This window comes from Duganella sp. OV510, assembly GCF_900100205.1.
In the GTDB taxonomy this organism is placed as follows: domain Bacteria; phylum Pseudomonadota; class Gammaproteobacteria; order Burkholderiales; family Burkholderiaceae_D; genus Rugamonas.
Map to the genome: position 1 here is coordinate 201,930 of NZ_FNEQ01000002.1, position 21,658 is coordinate 223,587.

The 21,658-nt window shown below is 66.5% G+C and carries 12 protein-coding genes and 1 pseudogene; 7 read left to right on the forward strand and 6 right to left on the reverse strand.

What is annotated here, in order from left to right; translation table 11 throughout:
* Window positions 1-19 precede the first annotated feature (19 nt).
* The 7 genes from BLS51_RS29965 to glp all read left to right on the forward strand — a co-directional run bounded on the left by BLS51_RS29965 (window position 20) and on the right by glp (window position 15,171).
* Window positions 20-850, forward strand: a complete 831-nt coding sequence (locus tag BLS51_RS29965; protein WP_217636435.1) for a phage tail protein — start codon at window positions 20-22, stop codon at window positions 848-850.
* Between the two features lie 42 nt (window positions 851-892).
* On the forward strand, window positions 893-1,891 hold the full coding sequence (locus BLS51_RS08015; protein ID WP_139168672.1) for a tetratricopeptide repeat protein: 999 nt from the start codon (window positions 893-895) through the stop codon (window positions 1,889-1,891).
* Between the two features lies 1 nt (window position 1,892).
* Window positions 1,893-8,429 carry an Ig-like domain-containing protein gene (locus tag BLS51_RS08020; protein WP_090181816.1) on the forward strand — a complete coding sequence of 2,179 codons (6,537 nt, stop codon included), beginning with the start codon at window positions 1,893-1,895 and terminating at the stop codon, window positions 8,427-8,429.
* Window positions 8,426-9,829, forward strand: a complete 1,404-nt coding sequence (locus tag BLS51_RS08025; RefSeq protein ID WP_090181813.1) for an efflux RND transporter periplasmic adaptor subunit — start codon at window positions 8,426-8,428, stop codon at window positions 9,827-9,829. Before BLS51_RS08020 ends, BLS51_RS08025 begins: the two co-directional genes overlap by 4 nt.
* A 3-nt stretch (window positions 9,830-9,832) precedes the next feature.
* Window positions 9,833-11,923, forward strand: a complete 2,091-nt coding sequence (locus BLS51_RS08030) for a site-2 protease family protein (protein ID WP_175472536.1) — start codon at window positions 9,833-9,835, stop codon at window positions 11,921-11,923.
* A 99-nt stretch (window positions 11,924-12,022) separates the two neighbouring features.
* The gene (gene moaA / locus BLS51_RS08035; RefSeq protein WP_090181811.1) at window positions 12,023-13,132 is read left to right on the forward strand and encodes a GTP 3',8-cyclase MoaA; all 1,110 of its coding nucleotides are present in this window, start codon (window positions 12,023-12,025) and stop codon (window positions 13,130-13,132) included.
* A gap of 2 nt (window positions 13,133-13,134) precedes the next feature.
* A complete protein-coding gene (gene glp / locus BLS51_RS08040) occupies window positions 13,135-15,171 on the forward strand; it encodes a molybdopterin molybdotransferase MoeA (protein WP_090181809.1) in 2,037 nt (678 codons plus the stop codon).
* Here glp and BLS51_RS08045 read toward each other — a convergent pair.
* The 6 genes and pseudogenes from BLS51_RS08045 to cqsA all read right to left on the reverse strand — a co-directional run bounded on the left by BLS51_RS08045 (window position 15,146) and on the right by cqsA (window position 21,540).
* A complete protein-coding gene (locus BLS51_RS08045) occupies window positions 15,146-16,273 on the reverse strand; it encodes an MFS transporter (protein WP_090181806.1) in 1,128 nt (375 codons plus the stop codon). The genes glp and BLS51_RS08045 overlap by 26 nt on opposite strands.
* Window positions 16,274-16,278: 5 nt before the next feature.
* Window positions 16,279-17,058 (reverse strand): DeoR/GlpR family DNA-binding transcription regulator, encoded by a 780-nt coding sequence (locus tag BLS51_RS08050; RefSeq protein ID WP_090181804.1) that lies wholly within the window; start codon window positions 17,056-17,058, stop codon window positions 16,279-16,281.
* Between the two features lie 52 nt (window positions 17,059-17,110).
* Window positions 17,111-18,610: pseudogene (locus tag BLS51_RS08055) on the reverse strand (acyl CoA:acetate/3-ketoacid CoA transferase); the annotation flags it as partial.
* 10 nt (window positions 18,611-18,620) lie between these two features.
* Window positions 18,621-19,895, reverse strand: a complete 1,275-nt coding sequence (locus tag BLS51_RS08060; RefSeq protein ID WP_090181800.1) for a DNA recombination protein RmuC — start codon at window positions 19,893-19,895, stop codon at window positions 18,621-18,623.
* A 4-nt stretch (window positions 19,896-19,899) separates the two neighbouring features.
* Window positions 19,900-20,292 carry a group II truncated hemoglobin gene (locus BLS51_RS08065; protein ID WP_090181797.1) on the reverse strand — a complete coding sequence of 131 codons (393 nt, stop codon included), beginning with the start codon at window positions 20,290-20,292 and terminating at the stop codon, window positions 19,900-19,902.
* A 15-nt stretch (window positions 20,293-20,307) separates the two neighbouring features.
* Window positions 20,308-21,540 (reverse strand): alpha-hydroxyketone-type quorum-sensing autoinducer synthase, encoded by a 1,233-nt coding sequence (gene cqsA / locus BLS51_RS08070; protein WP_090181794.1) that lies wholly within the window; start codon window positions 21,538-21,540, stop codon window positions 20,308-20,310.
* Window positions 21,541-21,658 lie beyond the last annotated feature (118 nt).

The window sequence follows — 21,658 nt, forward strand, 5'->3', positions numbered from 1 at the left end:
TAAAAGCAAAGGGGATCAAATGAAGTCACGCACCAACCGCTGCCACCGCTACCTGGCCCTGGCCGTCGCCGCCGCCTCCTGCGCCTGGGTCACGCCGAGCTATGCCTGCGGCGCCTCGGATACCTATCTATCCACTGTCTGCGTCCTGGCCTGGAGCCGCAACGACTTGCGCGGCTACCTGCCGGCCAATGGCCAGACCCTGTCGATTTCCCAGAACAGCGCGCTGTTCTCGCTACTCGGCCTCACCTATGGCGGCAACGGCCAGAGCACCTTCCAGCTGCCCGACCTGCGCGGCCGCACCATCATCGGCGCCGGCACCGGCATCGACGGCATCAGCTATGCGGTCGGCCAGGCCGCCGGTAACGCCAGTGTGACGCTGCTGCCCAACCAGATGCCGCAACACGTCCACGGCATCGCGGCGGTACCGCTGACCAATGTCACCACCACGCTCGACCTCAGCAAGGCGACCGGCACCGCCGCGCTGAGCGGCGCCCAGTTCAACGTCGACACCAGCCAGTTGCGCGTGCGCGCCGCCAATGCCAACGCCACCATCGGCACCCCGACCGACGCCGCGCTGTCCGTGCCGGCCGGCCCGGCCAACCGCATCTACAGCTCGGCGGCGCCGGACGTCAACCTGGCCGCAACCAGTCTGGCGGGCAGCATTGCGGTCACGTCGACCTCGACCGCGCCGGTCACGCTGAGCGGTTCGGTGAACTCGGGTGTCAACGGCACGCTGCCAGCCACCAACACCGCGATTGCCGGCGGCAGCCAGCCATTCAGCAATATGCAGCCTTACCTGGCGATGTATTACTTCATCGCCGTGCAGGGTATTTTCCCAAGCTCCAACTAAAGCAAGGTGCGGCCGCGCCCAGTGCGCGGCCGCCTGAATAACATGCAGTCGATCCGCTTTTTATTGCTGGTGTTGTTGACCGCGCTGCTGGCGCCGCTGGCAGCTGCTGCGCCCGCGCCGGATTACGCCGGCCAGCTGAAGCACGCCTACAGCCTGCTGGCCAGCGGCGATTACAGCCGCGCCTACAGCGCGTTCCAGCGTCAGGCCGCCGCCAACCCGCTGGCGCAATTCACACTGGGCCAGTTCCATCAAAACGGCTGGGGCCGTCCAGTCGACCGCGACGCCGCCTGCGCCTGGTTCGCCAAGGCCGCTGGCCGCAAGGTGCCGACCGCGCTGCATTACCACGGCGACTGCCTGATGCGTACGCCGGATGCGCCCGGCCACGCCGCCAGCGCGCTGGCCAGCTACCTGGCCGCCGCCGACAACGGCCACAAAATTTCACTGTGCATGGCCGCCGAGTTCTACATCCGCGGCCGTTACGTCGCCAGCGACGTCGCGCATGGGCTGGCGCTGTGCGCCGCCGCCGCCCAGGCCAATTCGCCGCCGGCCATGCTGCGGCTGGCCCAGTACCTGCAACACGACGCCAACGTACCGGTCGACCTGGCCGGCGCGCGCCACTGGTATCGGCTGGCGGCCGAGCGCAACGTCAGCGAAGCGCGCTACCAGCTGGCTATCATGCAGTCGCAGGGCGACGGCGGCGCGGTGGATGTCGAGGCGGCGCTGGCCGGCATGGAAAGCCTGGCCGCCGAAGGCCATGTGGCGGCCTACCTGCCGACCGCCGTGCTGTACGCGCACCAGCCGCCGCAGCCGGACAGCGGCGCGCTGAGCGCCGAGCATCTGGCCAAAACCTATTTGTGGGCCAGCGCCGCCAAGGCCAGCCTGCCGCCGGACAGCGCACTGGCCGCCGCCGCCGAGCAATTGCTGACCAGCGTACTGGCCGTGATGCCAGCCGACTGGCGGCCGGCGCTGGACGCCCGCGTCGCCACCCATCTTGCCAAGTTTGCCTTACCCCGCGCCAACGGCGCGTCCCCAGGAGTCTGACATGAACCATCCCTACTTCCCCGCCCAAACTCAAACTCGCCGCCGTCCGCTGCGCCGCGCCTCGCAACTGCTGCCGCTGGAGCAGCGCTTCATGTTTGACGGCGCGCTGGCCGACGCCGCCCACGCCGCCCAGGTGCACGACGCCGCTGTCGCGGCGGCCGTACCGCCGGCGGTGCTGGTGCGCGCCGCCGAACCGGCCAAGGACGAGGGCAAGAAGGAAGTGGTGCTGGTGGATACCTCGCTGGCCAACTACAAGACGCTGGAAGCCGGCGTGCGCGACGGCGTCGGCATCGTCGAGTTCGACGGCAGCAAGGACGGCCTGGCGCAGATCGCCCAGTGGGCGGCGGCCGAAGGCGGCTACGACACCATCCACATCCTGTCGCACGGCAGCGACGGCGCACTGCTGCTCGGCGTCACCCGGCTCGACACCGCCGCGCTGGCCGACAACCACACCCAGGCCGAACTGGCGCAACTGGGCCGCGCGCTAAGCGCCGACGGCGACCTGCTGCTGTACGGCTGCGATGTCGGCGACAACGGCGCGCTGCTGGCCGGCCTGGCGCAGGCCACCGGCGCCGACGTCGCCGCCTCCACCGACCTGACCGGCGCCGCCCGCCTGGGCGGCAACTGGACGCTGGAAGCGCAGGCGGGCACCATCGACAGCCGCGAGCTGGCGCTGGTGCAGTACGACGGCGTGCTCGACACCATCCATTTCACCTACGGCGTCGACGCCGACGACAACGGGTTGGTGTCGGTTATCAACCGCACCATCGGCGGTCAGGCGTTCACCTTCAGCTCCGCCGAGATCTTTGATTACGGCGACGGCCTCGGCATTTACCCCTTGTCGGCGGACCACCAGACGATTGCGCTGACCATCAGCGTCGCCGCCGGCTATTCGTTCGATCTGACCTCGTTCCGCGCCCAGGGCGATTCCTCCGCCGGCACCATCACTGTAACGTTCGCCAGCAGCAATACCCCGGTCACGTTTGGCTTCAGCGGCGTCGGCACCTTTGGCATACTGACACTCATCAACGGCTTCACCCCCGTGCTCGACGACGTCCGCAGCGTCACCATCAAGGCCGCCGGCTACACAACGCTGCAGGATATCGTCATCAACGACGTCAAGGCGGCGCCGCCGGTGGCGATGGCCAACAACGCCACGATGAAATACGACAGCGGCACCCCCGGCGACTTCATCACCAACGTCGCCAGCCAGGAATTCAGCGGCACGCTGACGGCCAACCTCGACACCGGCGCCCGCGTCCAGGTGTCCTACGACAATGGCGCCAACTGGCGCGACGCCAGCAACTACACGGCCGGCAGCAATGCCTGGAAAGACACCGGCGTCACCATTGCCGGCAGCAATACCTTCCAGGTGCGCACCATCAGCGCGACCGGCGCCACCAGCACCGCTCACACCCAGGCTTATCAGCTGGACCAGAGCCCGCCCACCACCACCTTCAGCAACTACAGCTTCAACAACGACACCGGCGCCAGCGCCACCGACCTGGTCACCAAGAACGCCAGCCAGACCATCAACGCCACCCTCAGCAGCCCGCTCGACAGCGGCGATGCGGTATGGGCCTCGACCGACGACGGCGTCAACTGGACCGATGTCACCAGCAAGGTCAGCGGCACCGCGCTGACCTGGAACGGCGCCACGCTGAGCGCGGCCGGCACCCAGGTGGTGAAGCTCAAGGTGACCGACCTGGCCGGCAACGACGGCGTTGCCAGCAGCAAGGCTTATGTCCTGGACACCGTCGCGCCCGGCACCACGGTGTCGACGCTGGCGTTCTCCAACGACAGCAACATCGTCGGCGACTTCTATACCAACATTGCCTCGCAAACCGTCACCGGCACGCTGTCGGCCAATGTCGCCAGCGGTGAATCGGTGTACGTCTCGCTCGACAACGGCACAAGCTGGAGCGCCGCCAGCGCCGCCGTCGGCCAGAACAGCTTCTCGCTGAGCGGCGTCACGCTCGCCGCCAGCGACACGCTGAAGGTCAAGGTCACCGACCTGGCCGGCAACGACGGTACCGCCAGGACCCAGACCTATGTCTACGACACCACGGCGCCGCCGCACAGCGCTGTCAGCTGGGCGCTCAACACCGACAACGGCGCCAGCAACAGCGACTTCATCACCAACGTGGCCAGCCAGACCGTGACCGTAACGCTGAGCACGACGCTGGCCGCTTTCGACACGGTGCAAGGCTCCACCGACGGCGGCACCAGCTGGAACGACATCACCAGCAAGGTCAGCGGCACCACCCTCACCTGGACCGGCGTTACGCTGAGCGGCAGCAATTCGCTGCAGGTCAAGGTGCTGGACCAGGCCGGCAACATCGGCACCGTGCAGAGCAAGGCCTATGTGCTGGACACCAGCACGCCGGCGGCGCCGCCGACGCCCACGCTCGTCAGCGAAACCGGCGTCTCGTCAAGCGACGGCGTCACCTACGACAACACGCCGACGCTGAACGGCACCGCCGAAGACGGCAGCACCGTCACCATCTACGACGGCGCCACCAAGCTCGGCACCACCATCACCAGCGGCGGCACGTGGAGCTACACCACCGGGGTGCTGACCCAGGGCAGCCACAGCATCACCGTCACCGCCACCGATGTCGCCGGCAACGTCTCGGCCGCCTCGGGCGACAAGACAGTCACCATCGATACCACCGCGCCCACCGTGACCTCGGTGTCGGTGCCGCTCAACGCCACGTATTACAGCGGCGAATCGCTCGACTTCAGCGTCAACTTCAACGAAGCGGTGTACGTCGACACCGGCGGCGGCACGCCGCGCATCGCGCTGGACGTCGGCGGCGTCACCCGCTACGCCAGCTATTTCTCCGGCTCCGGCAGCAGCACACTGGTGTTCCGCTACATCGTGGTCAACGGCGACACCGACGCCGACGGCATCACCATCGGCGCCCTGAGCGTCAACAACGGCGCGCTGACCGACCTTGCCGGCAACGACAGCGTCAACACGCTCAACAGCAAGGGCAGTACCGCCGGCGTGCTGATCGACGGCTCGCAGCCGAGCATCACCAACGTCAGCAGCACCGCCAACGGCAGCTACGGCGCCGGCAGCACGATCAGCATCACCGTCTCGTTCAGCGCTGCAGTGGAAGTCAACACCACCGGCGGCATCCCGACGCTGGCGCTCAGCAGCGGCGGCACCGCCACCTACTTCAGCGGCGGCGGCAGCAACACGCTGGTGTTCCACTACACCGTCGCCGCCGGCCAGAACAGCGCCGACCTCGATTACGCCAGCAGCGCCGCGCTGTCGCTGAATAACGCCCTGATCTACGAAAGCAACGGCGCCGGCCGCAACGCCTCGGTGACACTGCTGACGCCAGGCACCGCCGGCTCGCTGGGCGCCAACCGCAACATCGTCATCGACACCACCGCGCCCGCCATCACCGGCAGCACCGTGGTGTTCTCGAACGATACCGGCAGTTCCGCCACCGACCTCATCACGAAACAGGCCAGCCAGACCGAAATCCGCGGCACGCTGAATGGCATGCTGGCCAGCAACGAAACCGTCATGGTGTCGCTGGACAACGGCGCCAGCTGGATCATCGCCGTGGCCGCCGGCAGCAACTGGACCATCGACGCCCGCACGCTGAGCGGCAGCAACACCATCAAGGTGTACGTCAAGGACGCCGCCGGCAACAACGGCAGCACCGCCACGTTTGATTATGTGCTGGATCAGACCGGCCCCAGCACCACCTTCGGCAGCATCGGCTTCTCCAACGACACCGGCAGCAGCAAGACCGATCTCATCACCAACGCCACTGCGCAAACCGTCAGCGCCACGCTGAGCAGCGCGCTGGCCAGCGGTGAACTGGTGATCGGCTCGTACGACGGCGGCCATAACTGGGACGACATCACGAGCAAGGTCAGCGGCACCACGCTGAGCTGGGACGGCGTAACGCTGGCGTCCAGCAACACGCTGCAATTCTACGTCCGCGACGTCGCCGGCAATAACGGCACCATTTCCTATAAATCCTACGTGCTGGACACCACCGCGCCGACCACCACCATCGCCAGCATCGAGTTTTCCGACGACAGCGGCAGCAGCAAGAGCGACTTCATCACCAACATCGGTAGCCAGACCATCCGCGGCACGCTATCAGCCAACCTGCAGGCCGGCGAAATGGTCTATGTCTCGACCGACAATGGCGGTTCGTGGAGCCTCGCCACCAGCGACGGCCTGGATGGCTGGTCGATCGCCAACCTTACGCTCACCCCCGGCACTGACACGCTGCAGGTCAAAGTCAGCGACACCGCCGGCAACGATGCGGCAATCGCCGGCCAGGTCTACTCCTACGTCAGCACGCCACCGGCCGCCGCCACCGTCACGCCACTGACCACGCAAAGCCTGACACCGGTGCTGAGTGGCAGCGCCACGCTGGCGCCCGGCGACAGCATGACCGTCACCGTCGGCGGCGCCACCTACGACGTCACCCCGGTGGCCGGCGCCTGGACGCTGGACCTGGCCAGCGCCGTGCCGGCCACCGGCGCGCTAACGCTGGTGCTGAACAATCAGTACAACGTCACCGCCACCATCACCGACACCGCCGGCAACAGCAGCAACGACACCACCAGCGGTGAACTGATCGTTGGCACGCTCGCGCAACCGGCGACGCCGCCAACCACCACGGCGGGCGGCGCGACGCTGTCCAACGACAGCGGCGCCAGCAACAGCGACTTCATCACCAATATCGCGCAGCAAACCATCAGCGGCAGCCTGTCGGCGCCGTTGCAGGCGGGGGAACGGGTCGAGGTGTCGCTTGATGGCGGCACCAGCTGGAGCAATGCCTCTGCCAGCGGCAGTAGCTGGTCGTTCAGCGCCACACTGGCAGGCAGCGGCAGCTTGCAGGTGCGCGTCAGCGGCGACGGCGGCAACGGCGCCGTCTACAGCCGCGCCTATACGCTGGACACCACGCCGCCGGCAGCCCCGCTGGCCGATGCATTCAGCAGCAGCTCGCTGACGCCGGTGCTGAACGGCGCCGCCACGCTGGCCGATGGCGAAACCCTCAGCGTCGCGGTGGGCGGCGCCAACTATGCGGTCAGCGTCGTCAACGGCCGCTGGACGCTGGACCTGGCCAGCGCCACACCGGCCAGCGGCACCTTGTCACTGACCGCCGGCGGCAGCTACAGCGTGGTGGCCACCGTGACCGACCTGGCCGGCAACCGCAGCAGCGGCAGCGGCACGCTGACCATCAACACGCTGCCCGGCGTCACCAGCATGGCGCTGTCGGCCGACAGCGGCAGCAGCAACAGCGATTTCATCACCAATGTCGCCGCACAAATTGTCAGCGGCGGCTTGTCGGCGCCACTGGCTGCCGGCCAGACGGTACAGCTGTCGCTGGATGGCGGCGCCACCTGGCAGAATGCCAGCGTCAGCGGCACCAGCTGGAGCGCCAGCGTCGCGCTCAGCGGCAGTAACACGCTGGTGGCGCGCGTCAGCAGCGCCGGCGGCAACGGCGCCTCGCTGGCGCGCGCCTATGTGCTGGACACTACCGCGCCGGTTGCCACGCCAGTGCTGAGCACGCAGACGGCGGACGGCGCCATCAGCGGCTCACTGTCGGCGCCGTTGGGCAGCGGCGAAAGCGTGCTGGTATCGCGCGACAACGGCAGCACCTGGAGTACGCTCAGTAGCAGCGGCCAGACGTGGTCGCTCAGCCTGAATGGCGCCAGCAGCGCACTGCTGCAAGTACGTGACGCCGCCGGCAATGCCGGCCGCACGCTGACTGTCAGCGCCCTCCCCACCACGCCGACCGAGCCGGAAGTGCCACCACCGGTGCGGCCGGAAACGCCGGTGCAGCCGGAGGCGCCGCAGCAACCGACGACGGCCGGACCGGGCACGGTGCTCACGCCCACAGGCGAAACGTCAGGGGCGCCGGGCTTGCCGGCCCAGACGCAACCGGTGGCGCCGACAGTGCTGCCGCCGCTCGGCAGCGGCAATGACATCACCACCACCTGGCCAGGCCAGGCGCCACCGACGGTGATCGACACCTTGCCCACCTTCGTCACGTTGCAGCCGATGCCGGAAATCCAGTCCCTGACCGGCAACGCGTTCCAGATCCTCACCCTGCCCGAACTGCCGGGTGGCGCCGCGCTGGTGGCGTACACGCCGATCCCCGACATCGCCAGCGTCAGCGGTGAACGGATCTCGGTGCAGATCGGCAGCGACGCGTTTGCCCACTCGGGCGACAGCGCCAATGTCACGCTGAGCGCGCAAATGGCCGACGGCACCACGCTGCCGGGCTGGCTACGCTTCGACGGCCGCACCGCACGCTTTGAAGGCACGCCGCCACAGGCCTTTGAAGGCACGCTGAGTTTCCGCGTGACGGCGCGCGACAGCCAGGGCCGGGTGGCGACGCAAGTGTTCAAGATCGTGGTGAGTAAGGACGGCGCCAAGACCGGTTACTGGCAGAGCGAGCCGGCCGACCCGGTCGGCCGCGCCAGCCTGGGGGAACAGATGCGCAGCGCGCGTAGCAGCGCCGCTGCCCGTCTGGTAGCATTGTCGTCATGAACGATGGCGCACCGACCAATCCCCTGATCTCCCTGCTGGAACTGGCCCAGCGCGCCCGCGCTGCGGCCAGCAGTAACGAACTGGCCTTTTTGGCCGTCAACGAAACGCGCGGCCTGGCGCCCTACCGCCAGGCCGCGCTGTGGTTCCGCAGCAGCGGCGTGCACACGCTGTCCGGCGTGGTCGCGGTAGAAAGCAACGCACCGTATGCGCAATGGCTGGACCAGCTGTGCCGCACGCTGACCACACAGCACAGCGCCGATACCCCGCTGACGATCGATCCGTCCACGCTGCCGCCGGCCATCAAGGCCGAGTGGGACGACTGGCTGCCGACGCACGCCGTCTGGCTGCCGCTGCGCGGCGTGCAGCCTGGGGCAACGCGTCGATCCGATGCCGCCGCGTCCACCAGCCCTGCCAGCGGTGGCCTGCTGCTGGCCGGCGACGCCTCGCTGCCGCCGAATCAACTGGCGCTGCTGGCCGAATGGATGGACATCTGGCAGCACGCCTGGCGTGCCGCCCATCCACCGCCACGCTGGTCGCTGGCGCGCACGCCCACGCTGTTGCGCGACTGGTGGCAAAGCGGCGCCCAACATCAGCGCTGGCGCCGCCGCGCCGGTGTCGCGCTGGTACTGCTGGCGGTGCTGCTGTTCCCGGTGCGGATGACGGTGCTGGCGCCGGGCGAACTGGTGCCGTCCAAGCCGGCCACCATCCGCGCGCCGCTGGAGGGCGTAATCGCTGAATTCTCGGTGCGGCCGAACCAGGTGGTGGCGGCCGGCCAGCCGCTGTTCTCGTTCGACCAGGCGCCAATTGGCAGCCGGCTGGACGTCGCCCGCGAAGCGCTATCGACCGCGCAGGCCGAGTACCGCCAGAACGCCCAGCTGATGCTGAACGATCAGCGTGTGCGCACCCAACTGGCGGCCACGTTGGGCAAGATGGCCGAGAAGCAGGCCCAGGCCGATTTCCTCGAAGGCCAGGCACAGCGTTCGCGCGTGCTGGCGCCACAAGCCGGCATCGTGCTGTTCGACGATCCCTCCGAATGGATCGGCCGGCCGGTGCAGACCGGCGAACGCATCATGCAGGTGGCAGCCGCTGACGATGTGGAAATCGAAGCCTGGATACCGATCGGCGACGCCATCCCGCTGACAGACCGCGCACCGCTGCAACTGTACCTGGCGTCCTCGCCGCTGACGCCGCTGAGCGGCACGCTGCGCTACATGAGCCACCGCGCCACCGCCCGTCCCGACGGCAGTTACGCCTACCGCGTGCGCGCCACACTGGACGCGCCGGCCGGCCAGCGCATCGGCCTCAAAGGCACGGCCAAGCTGGGCGGCGAACGGGTACCGCTGATTTACTGGGTGGTGCGCCGTCCGCTGGCCGCGATCCGCCAGTTCATCGCGTTCTGAACCATGCTGCTGCAACTGCCCCTGCTGCGCCAGGAACTCGCCATCGACGCCGGCCCGCGCCTGACCGACGGTCAGCCCAGCTGGACGCTGCACGATCCGGTACGCAACCAGTTCTTCCAGCTCGACTGGCCCAGCTTTGAAATGCTGAGCCGCTGGGATCTGAAAAACCCGCACGCGATGCTGGAGCAGATCAACCGCGACACCACGCTGCAACTGGACCTCGGCGACCTCGATCGCCTACTGGCCTTCCTGCGCGACCAGCAATTGCTGCAACCGGCGCGCGGCTCGGCGGCCACACTGGCGGCCATGCGCGACAAGCAGCGCGGCAGCTGGCACCAATGGCTGCTGCATAACTATCTGTTCTTCCGCATTCCGCTGGTGCGGCCGGACCGCTGGCTGGACCGCATCACGCCGCAACTGGGCTTCCTGTTTTCGCCCTTGTTCCGCTGGCTGACACTGGCCGCCGGCGTCTTCGGCCTGGCCGGCGCCTGGCGCGAGTGGGACCGCTTCAGCGCCACGCTGATGGACACACTGAGCTGGCAAGGCGCGCTGCTGTACGGCTGCGCCATCACCTTCGCCAAAGTGTGTCACGAAATGGGCCACGCGCTGACCGCCAAGCGCTATGGCTGCCGCGTGCCGACCATGGGCCTGGCCTTCCTGGTCATGTGGCCGGTGGCCTACACCGATACCAACGAAGTGTGGAAGCTGGCACGCCGCGAGCAGCGGCTGGCGGTAGCCGGCGCCGGCATCATGACCGAATTGATGATCGCCTGCTGGGCCACGCTGGCCTGGGTGTGGCTGCCGGAAGGCGGGCCGCAGCAGGTGGCCTTCCTGCTGTCGACCACCACCTGGATCACCACACTGGCGATCAACGCCAGTCCCTTCATGCGCTTTGACGGCTACTTCCTGCTGTCCGACTATCTGGGCCTGCCCAACCTGCACAACCGCTCGTTCGCGCTGGCGCGCTGGGATTTGCGCGAACGCCTGTTTGCGCTCGGCGAGCCGGCGCCGGAACCATTCCCGCCGCGCCTGCACACTGGCCTGATCCTGTTTGCGTGGGCAGTGTGGATTTACCGGCTGGTGCTGTTCCTCGGGATTGCGGCGCTGGTCTACCACTTCTTCATCAAGGCGGTCGGCATTTTGCTGTTCATCGTCGAGATCTGCTGGTTCGTCGCGCTGCCGGTGTGGCGCGAGATCAAAGTCTGGCGTGACCTGCCCCATGGCCGCCGCAGCAAACGCAGCGCCCTGCTGCTGTTGCTGCTGGCCGCGCTGTTCGTACTGCCATGGCCCAACCGCGTGCTGACCTCCGGCCTGCTGCAACCGCAACAGCGCCTGGCGTTGTATGCGCCGCCGCATGCGGCACTCGAAGCGCTGCCGGTGACGAACGGCCAGCAGGTCGCCGCCGGCGCGCCGCTGCTGCGCCTGTCGTCGCCGGAACTGGCGCTGCGCGAAGACGAAACCGGTGCGCGCCACGAAGCGCTGGCCTGGCAATCCGCCGCCGCCGGGCTGGATGCCGGCAGCCGCAAGGACTGGCAGGTGCTCAACGACCAGCTATCCTACGCCAGCGCCGAACGCGCCACCGTCGGCGCCGACCAGCAACGCTATCGGCCGCAGGCGCCGTATGCCGGCATGCTGGTCGACGTCGATCCCGATCTGCGCCCTGGCGAATGGCTGAAGAACCAGGAGTATCTGGGCTCGCTGGTCGCCGCCGGCAAATGGCAGGTCGTCACCTACGTCGACGAAGAGGCGGTGCGGCGCATCGCCAAAGGCGACCGCGCGCTGTTCATCGCCGGCGGCATGGGGGGGCCAGCGCTGCGCCTGACCGTGGCCGCCATCGACCGCGACGCCAGCCGGGTGCTGGGCGAACCGGCGCTGGCGGCGCTGTTCGGCGGCGATGTGCTGGTGCGCGAGAAGAATGGCGTGCTGTATCCCGAGCATGCGGTGTACCGCGTGCTGCTGCAGGCGGATGCCGAACTGCCGCCATCCAGCCCGGAATGGCGCGGCCATGTCGCCATCGCCGGGCAGTGGGAAGCGCCGGCGCTGCGCTTCCTGCGCACCGCCGCTTCAGTGGCCTGGCGCGAGGCGGGCTTCTAGCCTCTGGACAGGGCACGGAATTGCTGCCCGTGGTATCGTAGCTGGTTGGGCGCGCGAGGGTGCGCCCAGGTTTTCAAAAACAGCAAGATTGCACTACCCATGGCAGAAAAAATCATCATGATGACCGAGCAACGTGGCGACGTGCCGGTTATTCCCTCCACGCTGGAAACACCCACCGGCCTGCTGAGCGATCAGCTGGCGCGGCCGCTGCACGACCTGCGTATTTCGGTCACCGACCGCTGCAACTTCCGCTGCGTCTACTGCATGCCGAAAGCGGTGTTCGATAGCGACTACCAATACCTGCCGCACACCTCGCTGCTGTCGTTTGAAGAAATCACCCGCATTGCCAAACTGTTCATCGCGCACGGCGTGGAAAAGATCCGCCTGACCGGCGGCGAGCCGCTGCTGCGCAAGCATATCGAACGGCTGGTCGGCATGCTGGCCGAATTGAAGACCGTCAGCGGCAAGCCGCTGGACCTGACGCTGACCACCAACGCCTCGCTGCTGGCGCGCAAGGCGCAATCGCTGAAGGACGCCGGCCTGCAACGCGTGACGGTATCGCTGGACGCGCTGGACAACGCCACCTTCCAGCGCATGAACGATGTCGATTTTTCGGTGGACGACGTGCTGCACGGCATAGACGTCGCGCACCAGGTGGGACTGGGACCGATCAAGATCAATATGGTGGTCAAGGGCGGCATGAACGACCAGGAAATCCTGCCGATGGCACGCCATTTCCGTGGCTCGCCTTACATCTTGCGCTTCATCGAATACATGGACGTGGGCGCCTCCAACGGCTGGAAAATGGATGAGGTGATACCATCGGCAGAAGTGGTGCGCCGCATCAGCGCCGACATGCCGCTGGAGCCGCTGAGCGCCAATTACAGCGGCGAGACGGCGGCGCGCTGGCGCTATGCCGACGGCAGCGGCGAAATCGGCGTGATTTCCAGTGTATCCCAGGCCTTCTGCTCGGACTGTACGCGCGCGCGGCTGTCAACTGAGGGTAAACTGTACACCTGTCTGTTTGCCACCAGCGGCCACGATCTGCGTGCATTGCTGCGCGAAGGCCGCAGCGACGCAGAGATCAGCAGCGCGCTGGCGCATCTGTGGCGCGCGCGCGGCGACCGCTATTCGGAACTGCGCACCAGCCAGACGGCAGCGCTGCGGCGCAGTGCGAACAAAGTGGAAATGTCTTATATCGGGGGTTAGTTTTGTCTTTGAAGAGCAAGGTCACCGGACTGATACTGGCGGGCGGTCGCGGCACACGCATGGGCCGCGTGGATAAAGGTTTGCAGCCGTTTCGCGGCGCGACGCTGGTGGCGCATGTGCTGGCGCGGCTGGCGCCGCAGGTGGCATCGCTGGCAGTCAACGCCAACCGCAACCTGCCGCAGTATCAGGCGGTGGCCGGCGCGTTGCCGGTGCTGCCGGATTACCTCGATGGCTTTGCCGGGCCGCTGGCCGGCCTTCAGGTGGGCTTGCAATTCTGCCCGACCGAGTTGCTGCTGACGGCGCCGTGCGATTCGCCGTTCTTCCCACTGGATATGGGGGAACGCCTGTACGCGGCAATGCAGGCCGAAGGCGCCGACCTGGCAATGGCGGTCACCATGGAGCGCGATCCGGAACAGCCCGACGCGCCGCCGTTCCGCCAGCCGCATCCCGTCTTCAGCCTGGTGAAAGCCAGCGTGCTGCCGCAGCTGGAAGCGTATCTGGAGACCGGGGCGCGCCGCATGGAGGGCTTCTACAAATCGCTGCGCGTGGCGGAGGTGCTGTTCGACGACAGCGCCGCCTTCGGCAACATCAATACGCTGGAAGACCTGCACCACCACGAACGCGCCACGCTGGCGCCAGCGCCGGCCGTCGCGCAAGGCGACACCGCTAAGGCCTCGGCCGCCACGCTGCCGAGCGCCGGCCTGGCCGCCGCCGCAGGCTTGGCCGCAACAGCGGGCCTCGATGCGGCGCCAGCACCGCAGCCGCCCGCTGCTGCGGCCAGCGCCCGCACGCCGGATGGCGATCCGGCCGCGCTGCCGGTCGATGAGGCGCAGCGCCTGATCTGCGGGCGCATCACGCCGGTCGAAGCGACCGAGAAGCTTGCCCTGCTGGACGCCCTCGGCCGCGTGCTGGCCGAAGACATCATCTCGCCAATCAACGTCCCCGCCTACGACAACTCCGCCATGGACGGCTATGCGCTGCGCGGCCAGGATCTGCCCGCCGCCGGCGCAACGGCCACCTTCAAGACCATCGGCATCGCCTACGCCGGCCACCCTTTCACGCAAGCGCCGCAGGCCCATGAATGCGTGCGCATCATGACCGGCGCCGCCATTCCGCCCGGCTGTGACAGCGTGCTGCCGCAGGAACTGGCCGCCAGCATCAACGGCGACGAAGTCACCATCGCCCACAACGCCATCCGCACCGGCGCCAACCTGCGCCGCGCTGGCGAAGACCTGCGAGCCGGCGGCGTCGCCATCGCCAAAAGCAAGCTGCTGCGCCCCGCTGATCTCGGCCTGATCGCCTCGCTCGGCATCAGCGAAGTGACGGTCAGGCGCAAGCTGAAGGTTGCCTTCTTCTCCACCGGCGACGAACTGCGCTCGCTTGGCGAGAAACTCGAAGAAGGCTGCGTCTATGACAGCAACCGCTACACCCTGTTCGGCATGCTGCAACGCCTCGGCTGCGAAGTGATCGACCTGGGCGTGGTGCGCGATGATCCGCAGGCGCTGGAAGCGGCGCTGCGTGAAGCCAGCAGCAAGGCCGACGCCATCATCACCTCCGGCGGCGTCTCCGAAGGCGCGGCCGACTACACGCGCGACATCATGGCGCTGATAGGCGATGTCGCCTTCTGGAAGCTGGCCATGCGCCCTGGCCGTCCTCTGGCCTTCGGCAAAGTGCAAACGGAGCAGGACAGCGCCTGGCTATTTGGCCTGCCCGGCAATCCGGTCGCGGTGATGGTCTCGTTCTACATGTTTGCCCGCCCCGCCCTGCTGCGCATGATGGGCAGCGACAGCACGCTACAAACGATGCGCGCACGCGCCACGGACGCCATCCGCAAGCGCCCCGGCCGCACCGAGTTCCAGCGCGGGATTGTCAGCCAAAGCGAAGACGGCATGCCGCAGGTGCGGCTGACCGGTGCGCAAGGTTCCGGCATCCTCAGTTCCATGACCGAAGCGAACTGCATCGTCGTTCTGCACCACGACCAGGCCAGCGTCGCCGCCGGCCAACTGGTTGATGTTATGCTGTTCGACGGGCTTGTGTAGCCACCAGCAGCATGCCGCAGGCCAGCGCCGCAAAGGCCCACTGCAAACCGATGGCATGCGCGACAAAACCGATCAGCCCCGGTCCCGCCAGGATGCCGGCATAGCCGATAGTTGAAATCGCGCTGACCGCCAGGCTGGCCGGCATGTCGCGCTGGCTGCCCGCCGCCGTGAACAGCACCGGCACGATATTCGACGCACCGCAGCCGATCAGCACAAAGCCCAGCAGCGCCAGCCACGCCGACGGCGCCAGCACCACGATCAGAAAGCCCGCAGCGGAGGCGAGTCCGCCCAGCAGCAGGATGCGGCGGCCGCCCCAGCGCTGCACGATCTTGTCGCCATTCAGGCGGCCAATCGTCATCGCCACCGCGAACGCCGCGTAACCCAGGCCGCCTTGCGCGCCACTCATGCCGCTGTTGGTCAGCATCACCGCGCTCCAGTCGAGCACCGCGCCCTCGGCCAGGAACACAAACATGCACAGCACGCCGATCAGCACCACGGCGCCGCGCGGCACCACCAGCAACGGCGCGTCGCGCTCGGACGCCGGCGCCTCGCGCAGCAAGCTGGGGCCCGCCGCCAGCAGCACCAGCGCCACGCTGATGGTCATCGCCACCGAAGCGCTGATGATGTCCATGCCCTGCCACAGCATCAGACTCATGCCGCCAGCGCCTACGATACCGCCGACGCTGAACATGCCATGGAAGCCGGACATCAGCGCGCCGCCGTAATCCTTCTCGACGATCACCGCCTGCACATTCATCGCCACATCCAGCGTGCCGATGGTGGCGCCGAACAGGAACAAGCTCAGTCCCAGCAAGGGTGCGCTGGGCGCGATCGCCAAAAAGGGGAACACTGCACAGCAGCCCAGACCGGACAACATGATCACGCGACGGCAGCCGAAGCGCGCCGCCAGTACGCCAGTTACCGGCATCGCCATCAGCGAACCGATGCCGAGGCACAGCAGCAGCAGCCCCAGTTGCGCGGCTTCGACGCCGGTGCGCGCTTGCGCATACGGCACCAGCGGCGCCCAGGAAGACATGGCCATGCCGGCCGCGAGGAAAGCCAGGCGCGTCGAGACGCGCTGTTTTAAACCAGTAGTTTTCATAGCATTCATGCGTCGGCGCGCAGCAGGCGGGTGCCGGCGGCGGCATATTCCTCCGCCACATCCTCGGCCATCTCCGCTTCGACGATCAGGTGGGTTAGTTGGGAAATTGGCAGCACGCGGTACGACGCTACCGTGCCAATCTTGGCGGCCGTGGCGACAACAGCGGTGGCCTTGCTTTGCGCGGCCAGGCGCCGCTTGAATTCCGCCTCTTCGTAATCTACCGCTGTAACGCCGGCCTGCAAATCAACGCCGCAGGCGCCGACGAAATACAGGTCGGGATGAATCAGCTCCAGCTCGCGCATCGCGGTGGCGCCGACACTGCCGCCAAGGCTTTGCTTGATGCGGCCACCAATCATGATCAGGTCCACATGCGGCTTGTCCAGCAGCCGCGCGGCGATCGATGGTGCGTTGGTCAGCACTGTCAGCGGCGCCAGCGGCAGCGCTTCGGCGATGGCGAGGTTGCTGGAGCCGGCGTCAAGGAAGATGGTGCTACCGGGCGCCACCAGCCTGGCGGCGGCAGTGGCCAGGCGCGACTTGCCGTCCCGCCCACGCTCCATCCGCTGCACCAGCGTGCCGCTTTCCGGCACGGCGGACAGGCGCACTGCGCCGCCATAGACCTTCTGGCACAAGCCAGCGGCCGCCAGGTCGCGCAGGTCGCGGCGGATGGTGTCTTCGGTGACGTTAAGCTGACGCGCCAGCGCGGCAGCCAGCACACGGCCATCCGCAGCGAGTTGCTTTAGTATCAATGCATGCCGCTCGGGCAGCAGGAGAGGTTCGGTTTTCATGCGTGCATTGTACACAAATACGCATAAACACGCATAATTATGGATTCATAATCCCTGGCGCGAACAAACGCGCATCCATCATTTTGAGTTCAGGGCTGATGGCTGGCCGGAAGTCCATCTGCGCCAGGATGTCGCGTTCGACATCAATATCCGGTGCGATCTCGATCAGTTCCAGTCCCGACACGCCATCGCGCAGCACCAGCCGGAACACGCAGCGCTCGGTCACGAACAGCGCTTGCTGGCCGCGCCGCGCGGCATACTCGCCGCTGTAGGTGCGATGCTCGACTTCATGGACGAATTTGCGCGTCGTGCCGCCGGCAGCGGTGAAGGTGCCGACAAACACCACTTTGCGCGCATTCTGGCTGATGTTGATGAAACCTCCTGCGCCAGCCAGCTTGCTGCCGAATTTGCTGACATTCAAATTACCCATGCGATCCGCCTGCGCCAACCCGAGAATGGCGACATCCAGCCCGCCACCGTCGTAGAAATCAAACTGGTAAGGCTGGTCGATGACCGCATCCGCATTGGTGGCAGCACCGAAGTTCAGGCCGGACGCCGGCATGCCGCCGATGACGCCCGCTTCCGCCGTCAGCGTCACCTGCTCCAGCATCCGCTCTTCGGCCGCCACCACGGCCACGCCCTCCGGCATGCCGATGCCGAGATTGACCACGTCACCCGGCCGCAGCTCCATCAGCGCACGGCGCGCGATGACCTTGCGATCCGACAGCGGCATCTCGCCCAGCGCCGACAGCGCTACCCGCGTTTCGCTGGCAAAGGCCGCGCTGTACGCTTCGGCAAAAGTCTGCATGTGATATTCCGGCTGCTCGGCCACCACCACATGGTCCACCAGGATGCCGGGTATCTTGACCTGGCGCGCATTCAACGCGCCGCGTTCGACCACGCGTTCGACCTGTACGATCACCATGCCGCCAGAGTTATGCGCGGCCATGGCGATGGCCAGCGCCTCCAGCGTCAACGCCTCGCGCTCCATGCTGATATTGCCATTGGCGTCAGCCGTAGTGCCGCGTATCAGCGCCACCTGTATCGGATGCGTTTTGTAGAAAAGGTGTTCCTTGCCGCCCAGCGTGGTCAGCTCGACCAGGTCTTCGGTGGTGCGCTGATTGATCTTGCCGCCACCGTGACGCGGATCGACGAAGGTGCCCAGGCCCACATGCGTCAGCAATCCCGGCTTGCCTGCGGCGGTATCGCGAAACAGCTGGGAGATAACGCCCTGCGGCAGGTTGTAAGCTTCCACCTTGCCGCTGATGGCCAGCTGCTGCAACTTGGGTACCAGGCTCCAGTGGCCGCCGATGATGCGCCGGACCAGCCCTTCATGCCCGAGGTGATTGAGGCCGCGCTGCTTGCCGTCGCCCTGTCCTGCGGCATAAATCAGCGTCAGGTCGCGCGGTGCGGCGGTCGTCAGGAAGCGCTGCTCCAGCGCCACCGCCAGGTTCTCGGCAAAGCCGACGCCGACAAAGCCGCCGGTGGCGATGGTGTCGCCGTCGCGTATCAGGCTGACCGCATGCGCTGCGCTGACCACCTTGCCGTTCATGCCGTGCTCCTTAATCGGTATCGAGGTCGCTCTTGTCCAGTTCTGCGCCCATCAGCAATTGCGCCTGCTCACTCGGCAGCGCCTCCACGGTTTTCAGCTTGCGCGCCATGACGCGGCTGCGCGTTTCGGCCGACTCGATATTCTTGGCGGCGCGCTCCAGCGTCAACTTGGTTGCGGCCAGCACGTCGCCGAATTTGGAGAACTCGGTTTTTACCGCGCCCAGCACCTGCCACACTTCCGACGAACGCTTTTCCAGCGCCAGTGTGCGGAAGCCCATCTGCAGGCTATTCAGCAACGCGGTCAGCGTCGACGGGCCGGCGATGCTGATGCGATTCACGCGTTGCAGTTCATCGGCCAGGCCGGGACGGCGCATCACTTCCGCATACAGGCCCTCGGTGGGCAGGAACAGGATCGCGAAATCGGTGGTGTGCGGCGGCGAGACATATTTCTCGGAGATGGTGCGCGCCTCGTTGCGCACCGCGCGTTCCAGTTCGCGGCCGGCCTGCGTCACGCCTTCGGCATCGGCGCTATCAGCCGCTTCCAGCAGGCGCTCGTACTGCTCTTTCGGGAACTTGGCGTCGATCGGCATCCACACTGGCACACCATTGTCGTTATGGCCCGGCAGCTTGAGCGCAAACTCCACGCGCGCGCCGCTGCCGGCGATCGTCTCGACGTTCTTCGCATACTGATCGGGCGTGAGCACCTGCTCCAGCAGCATTTCCAGCTGCACTTCGCCCCAGGTGCCGCGCGTTTTCACATTGGTCAGCACACGTTTCAGGTCGCCGACGCCCAGCGCCAGCTGCTGCATCTCGCCCAGTCCCTGGTGCACGCGTTCCAGCCGTTCGGACACCTGCTGGAACGACGCGGTCAGCCGCGACTCCAGCGTGGCGTGCAGCTTCTCATCCACCGTCTTGCGCATCTCTTCGAGACGCGCACCGTTGTCGGCTTGCAGATCCTTGATCTTCAGTTCCAGCGTGGCGCGGATTTCCTCCATGCGCTGATGCATGGTGTCGGAGAACTGCTTCAGGCTGCGCGCCTGTTCGTTGCGGCCCACCAGTCCCTGCGCTTCCAGCTGGCGGCGCATCGCGTCGAACTGCTGCACCGACGCGGCGTTGCTGGCCTGCGCGGTGGTTTGCAATTGCATGCGTACCTCACGCTCGACCCGCTCGATGCGTTCGGCCAGATCACCCGCTGGCCCGCTGCGCGAGCGCAGCATCGCCATCACCTGCAATACGATGACGGCGATCAGCGCCGCCAGCAACACGAAGAACTCGATCTGGCTCATGGCATCAATCCGGTTTGTTACGCATCCAGTCCGCAGTCTGGAAGAAGGAATTCATCAGGCGTACGCGCAGTTCGGTGTCGATGCCGACATCTTCCATCGCCCACGCCATGCAGCGCAGCCACTGGTCGCGCTCCTGCGTGCCGATGGCGAACGGCATGTGCCGCATGCGCAGGCGTGGATGGCCGTGCGCCTGCTGGTACAGGTCCGGACCGCCCATCCAGCCGCTAAGGAACATGAACAGGCGCTGGTTGGCATTATCCAGCGATGGGCCATGCACAGAGCGCAGCAATTGAAACTCGGGTTCGAGTTCCATCAAATCATAAAAGCGGTTGACCATCTCGCGGATGGTCGATTCGCCGCCGATTACTTCGTAGAGGGTGCGGGATTCTTCAGTCATACCCGCAATGATAGCTTATACCAGCGCCAGCTTGCGCAAGCGCCGCGTGGACGACCAGTTGTCCAGATCAGCCTCGCCACGGATCGCATCGCAGGCATCGACGATGCGCGCCAGCTGTGCGCGGTCCAGGCCGGAATTGAGTGTCAGCCGCACCAGCGAGCGGTTCTTGGGCGTGGCCGGCGCGCAGAACATGGCGCCGTAGATACCGTGCCGTTCCAGCAGCTTGCGCAGCGCCAGTGTCTTCGGTTCCGGCCCCGGCTCCAGCGCGATGATCTGCTCCGTGCCGTCGCTGACGTTGTAGCCCAGCGCGCCCAGTTCCTCGCGCAAGGCGCGTGAGTGCCGGTGCAGTGCGGCGCGGCGCTCATCGGCGGCGGCGATGAAATCGATGGCAGCGTCGAACCACGCCAGTTCGTGCCCCAGCAGGCAGGAACTGAAAATCGCCGGTCGCGATTCCGACAGAAAGTAGCCCTTGAAATAGCTGCTGCACGTAATAAAACCGGCGCGCCCGGCAAACGCCTTGGCCAGTGACGCCGTGCGGAAATGCACCCTGTCGCTCAAGCCCAGTGCCGCCACCAGGCCGGCGCCGCGCGGCCCGTGCGTGCCCAGCGAATGCGATTCATCGACAATCAGCATGCAGCCATTGCGCTCGGCGAGCTGCACCAGCTCCGCCAGCGGCGCGACGCTGCCGTTGGTGCTGTACAGCGCGTCGACCACGATCAAGCCGCGCCCGTGACGCTGCAACTGCTTCTGCAAATGTTCCATGTCGTTGTGCAGGAAGGACACCGGCAAGGCACCAGCCGACTGCACGCCCTCCCACAGCGAGGCATGCGCCTGCATGTCCAGATACACCGGGATGCCGGGCCCGGCCAGCGTCTGCACCAGTCCCACATTGGCGGCCCAGCCGGATTGCGCAAGGATGCCGTCCTCCGCGCCCATGAAGTGCGCCAGCTTGCGCTCCAGCTGGTGTTGCGCGCTGCCTTCTTGCAGGTAGACAGCCGACATCAGCAGCTCGCCCTGGCTGCTTTGCAGCGCCTTCACCTGCGCGCCTACCAGCGCCGGCTCGCCGGCCAGACACAGATAATCGTTCCCGGCAAGGAACACTGCGCTGGCAGGCGTCGGCTGCCAGGCGTGCGGATGCTCGCCACCCAGCAGTTCGGCGATGCGGGTGACGTAATGCAGGTCCATCCTGCGGCTGACGAAATCAGGGAAATGTGCTGGGAATTGGTGTTGGGCAATCGCGTGCGTCATGGTAAATCTCCTTGTGGTCTGGACAAAAAAGGTTGTTTTTTTGTGAACTACAGCCCCCACCATGCGGCCAAAAAAACTCATTGAGATTGATACGGATCAATTACTGTTTTGATATTCC

Bases quoted from the DNA above. Each gene is read 5' to 3' on its own strand.
- BLS51_RS08065 (WP_090181797.1), bottom strand. From the start codon at position 20,292: ATGACTGAAGAATCCCGCACCCTCTACGAAGTAATCGGCGGCGAATCG.
- moaA (WP_090181811.1), top strand. From the start codon at position 12,023: ATGGCAGAAAAAATCATCATGATGACCGAGCAACGTGGCGACGTGCCG.
- cqsA (WP_090181794.1), bottom strand. From the start codon at position 21,540: ATGACGCACGCGATTGCCCAACACCAATTCCCAGCACATTTCCCTGAT.
- BLS51_RS08045 (WP_090181806.1), bottom strand. From the start codon at position 16,273: ATGAAAACTACTGGTTTAAAACAGCGCGTCTCGACGCGCCTGGCTTTC.
- BLS51_RS08015 (WP_139168672.1), top strand. From the start codon at position 893: ATGCAGTCGATCCGCTTTTTATTGCTGGTGTTGTTGACCGCGCTGCTG.
- BLS51_RS08025 (WP_090181813.1), top strand. From the start codon at position 8,426: ATGAACGATGGCGCACCGACCAATCCCCTGATCTCCCTGCTGGAACTG.
- BLS51_RS08060 (WP_090181800.1), bottom strand. From the start codon at position 19,895: ATGAGCCAGATCGAGTTCTTCGTGTTGCTGGCGGCGCTGATCGCCGTC.
- BLS51_RS08030 (WP_175472536.1), top strand. From the start codon at position 9,833: ATGCTGCTGCAACTGCCCCTGCTGCGCCAGGAACTCGCCATCGACGCC.
- BLS51_RS08020 (WP_090181816.1), top strand. From the start codon at position 1,893: ATGAACCATCCCTACTTCCCCGCCCAAACTCAAACTCGCCGCCGTCCG.
- BLS51_RS29965 (WP_217636435.1), top strand. From the start codon at position 20: ATGAAGTCACGCACCAACCGCTGCCACCGCTACCTGGCCCTGGCCGTC.
- BLS51_RS08050 (WP_090181804.1), bottom strand. From the start codon at position 17,058: ATGAAAACCGAACCTCTCCTGCTGCCCGAGCGGCATGCATTGATACTA.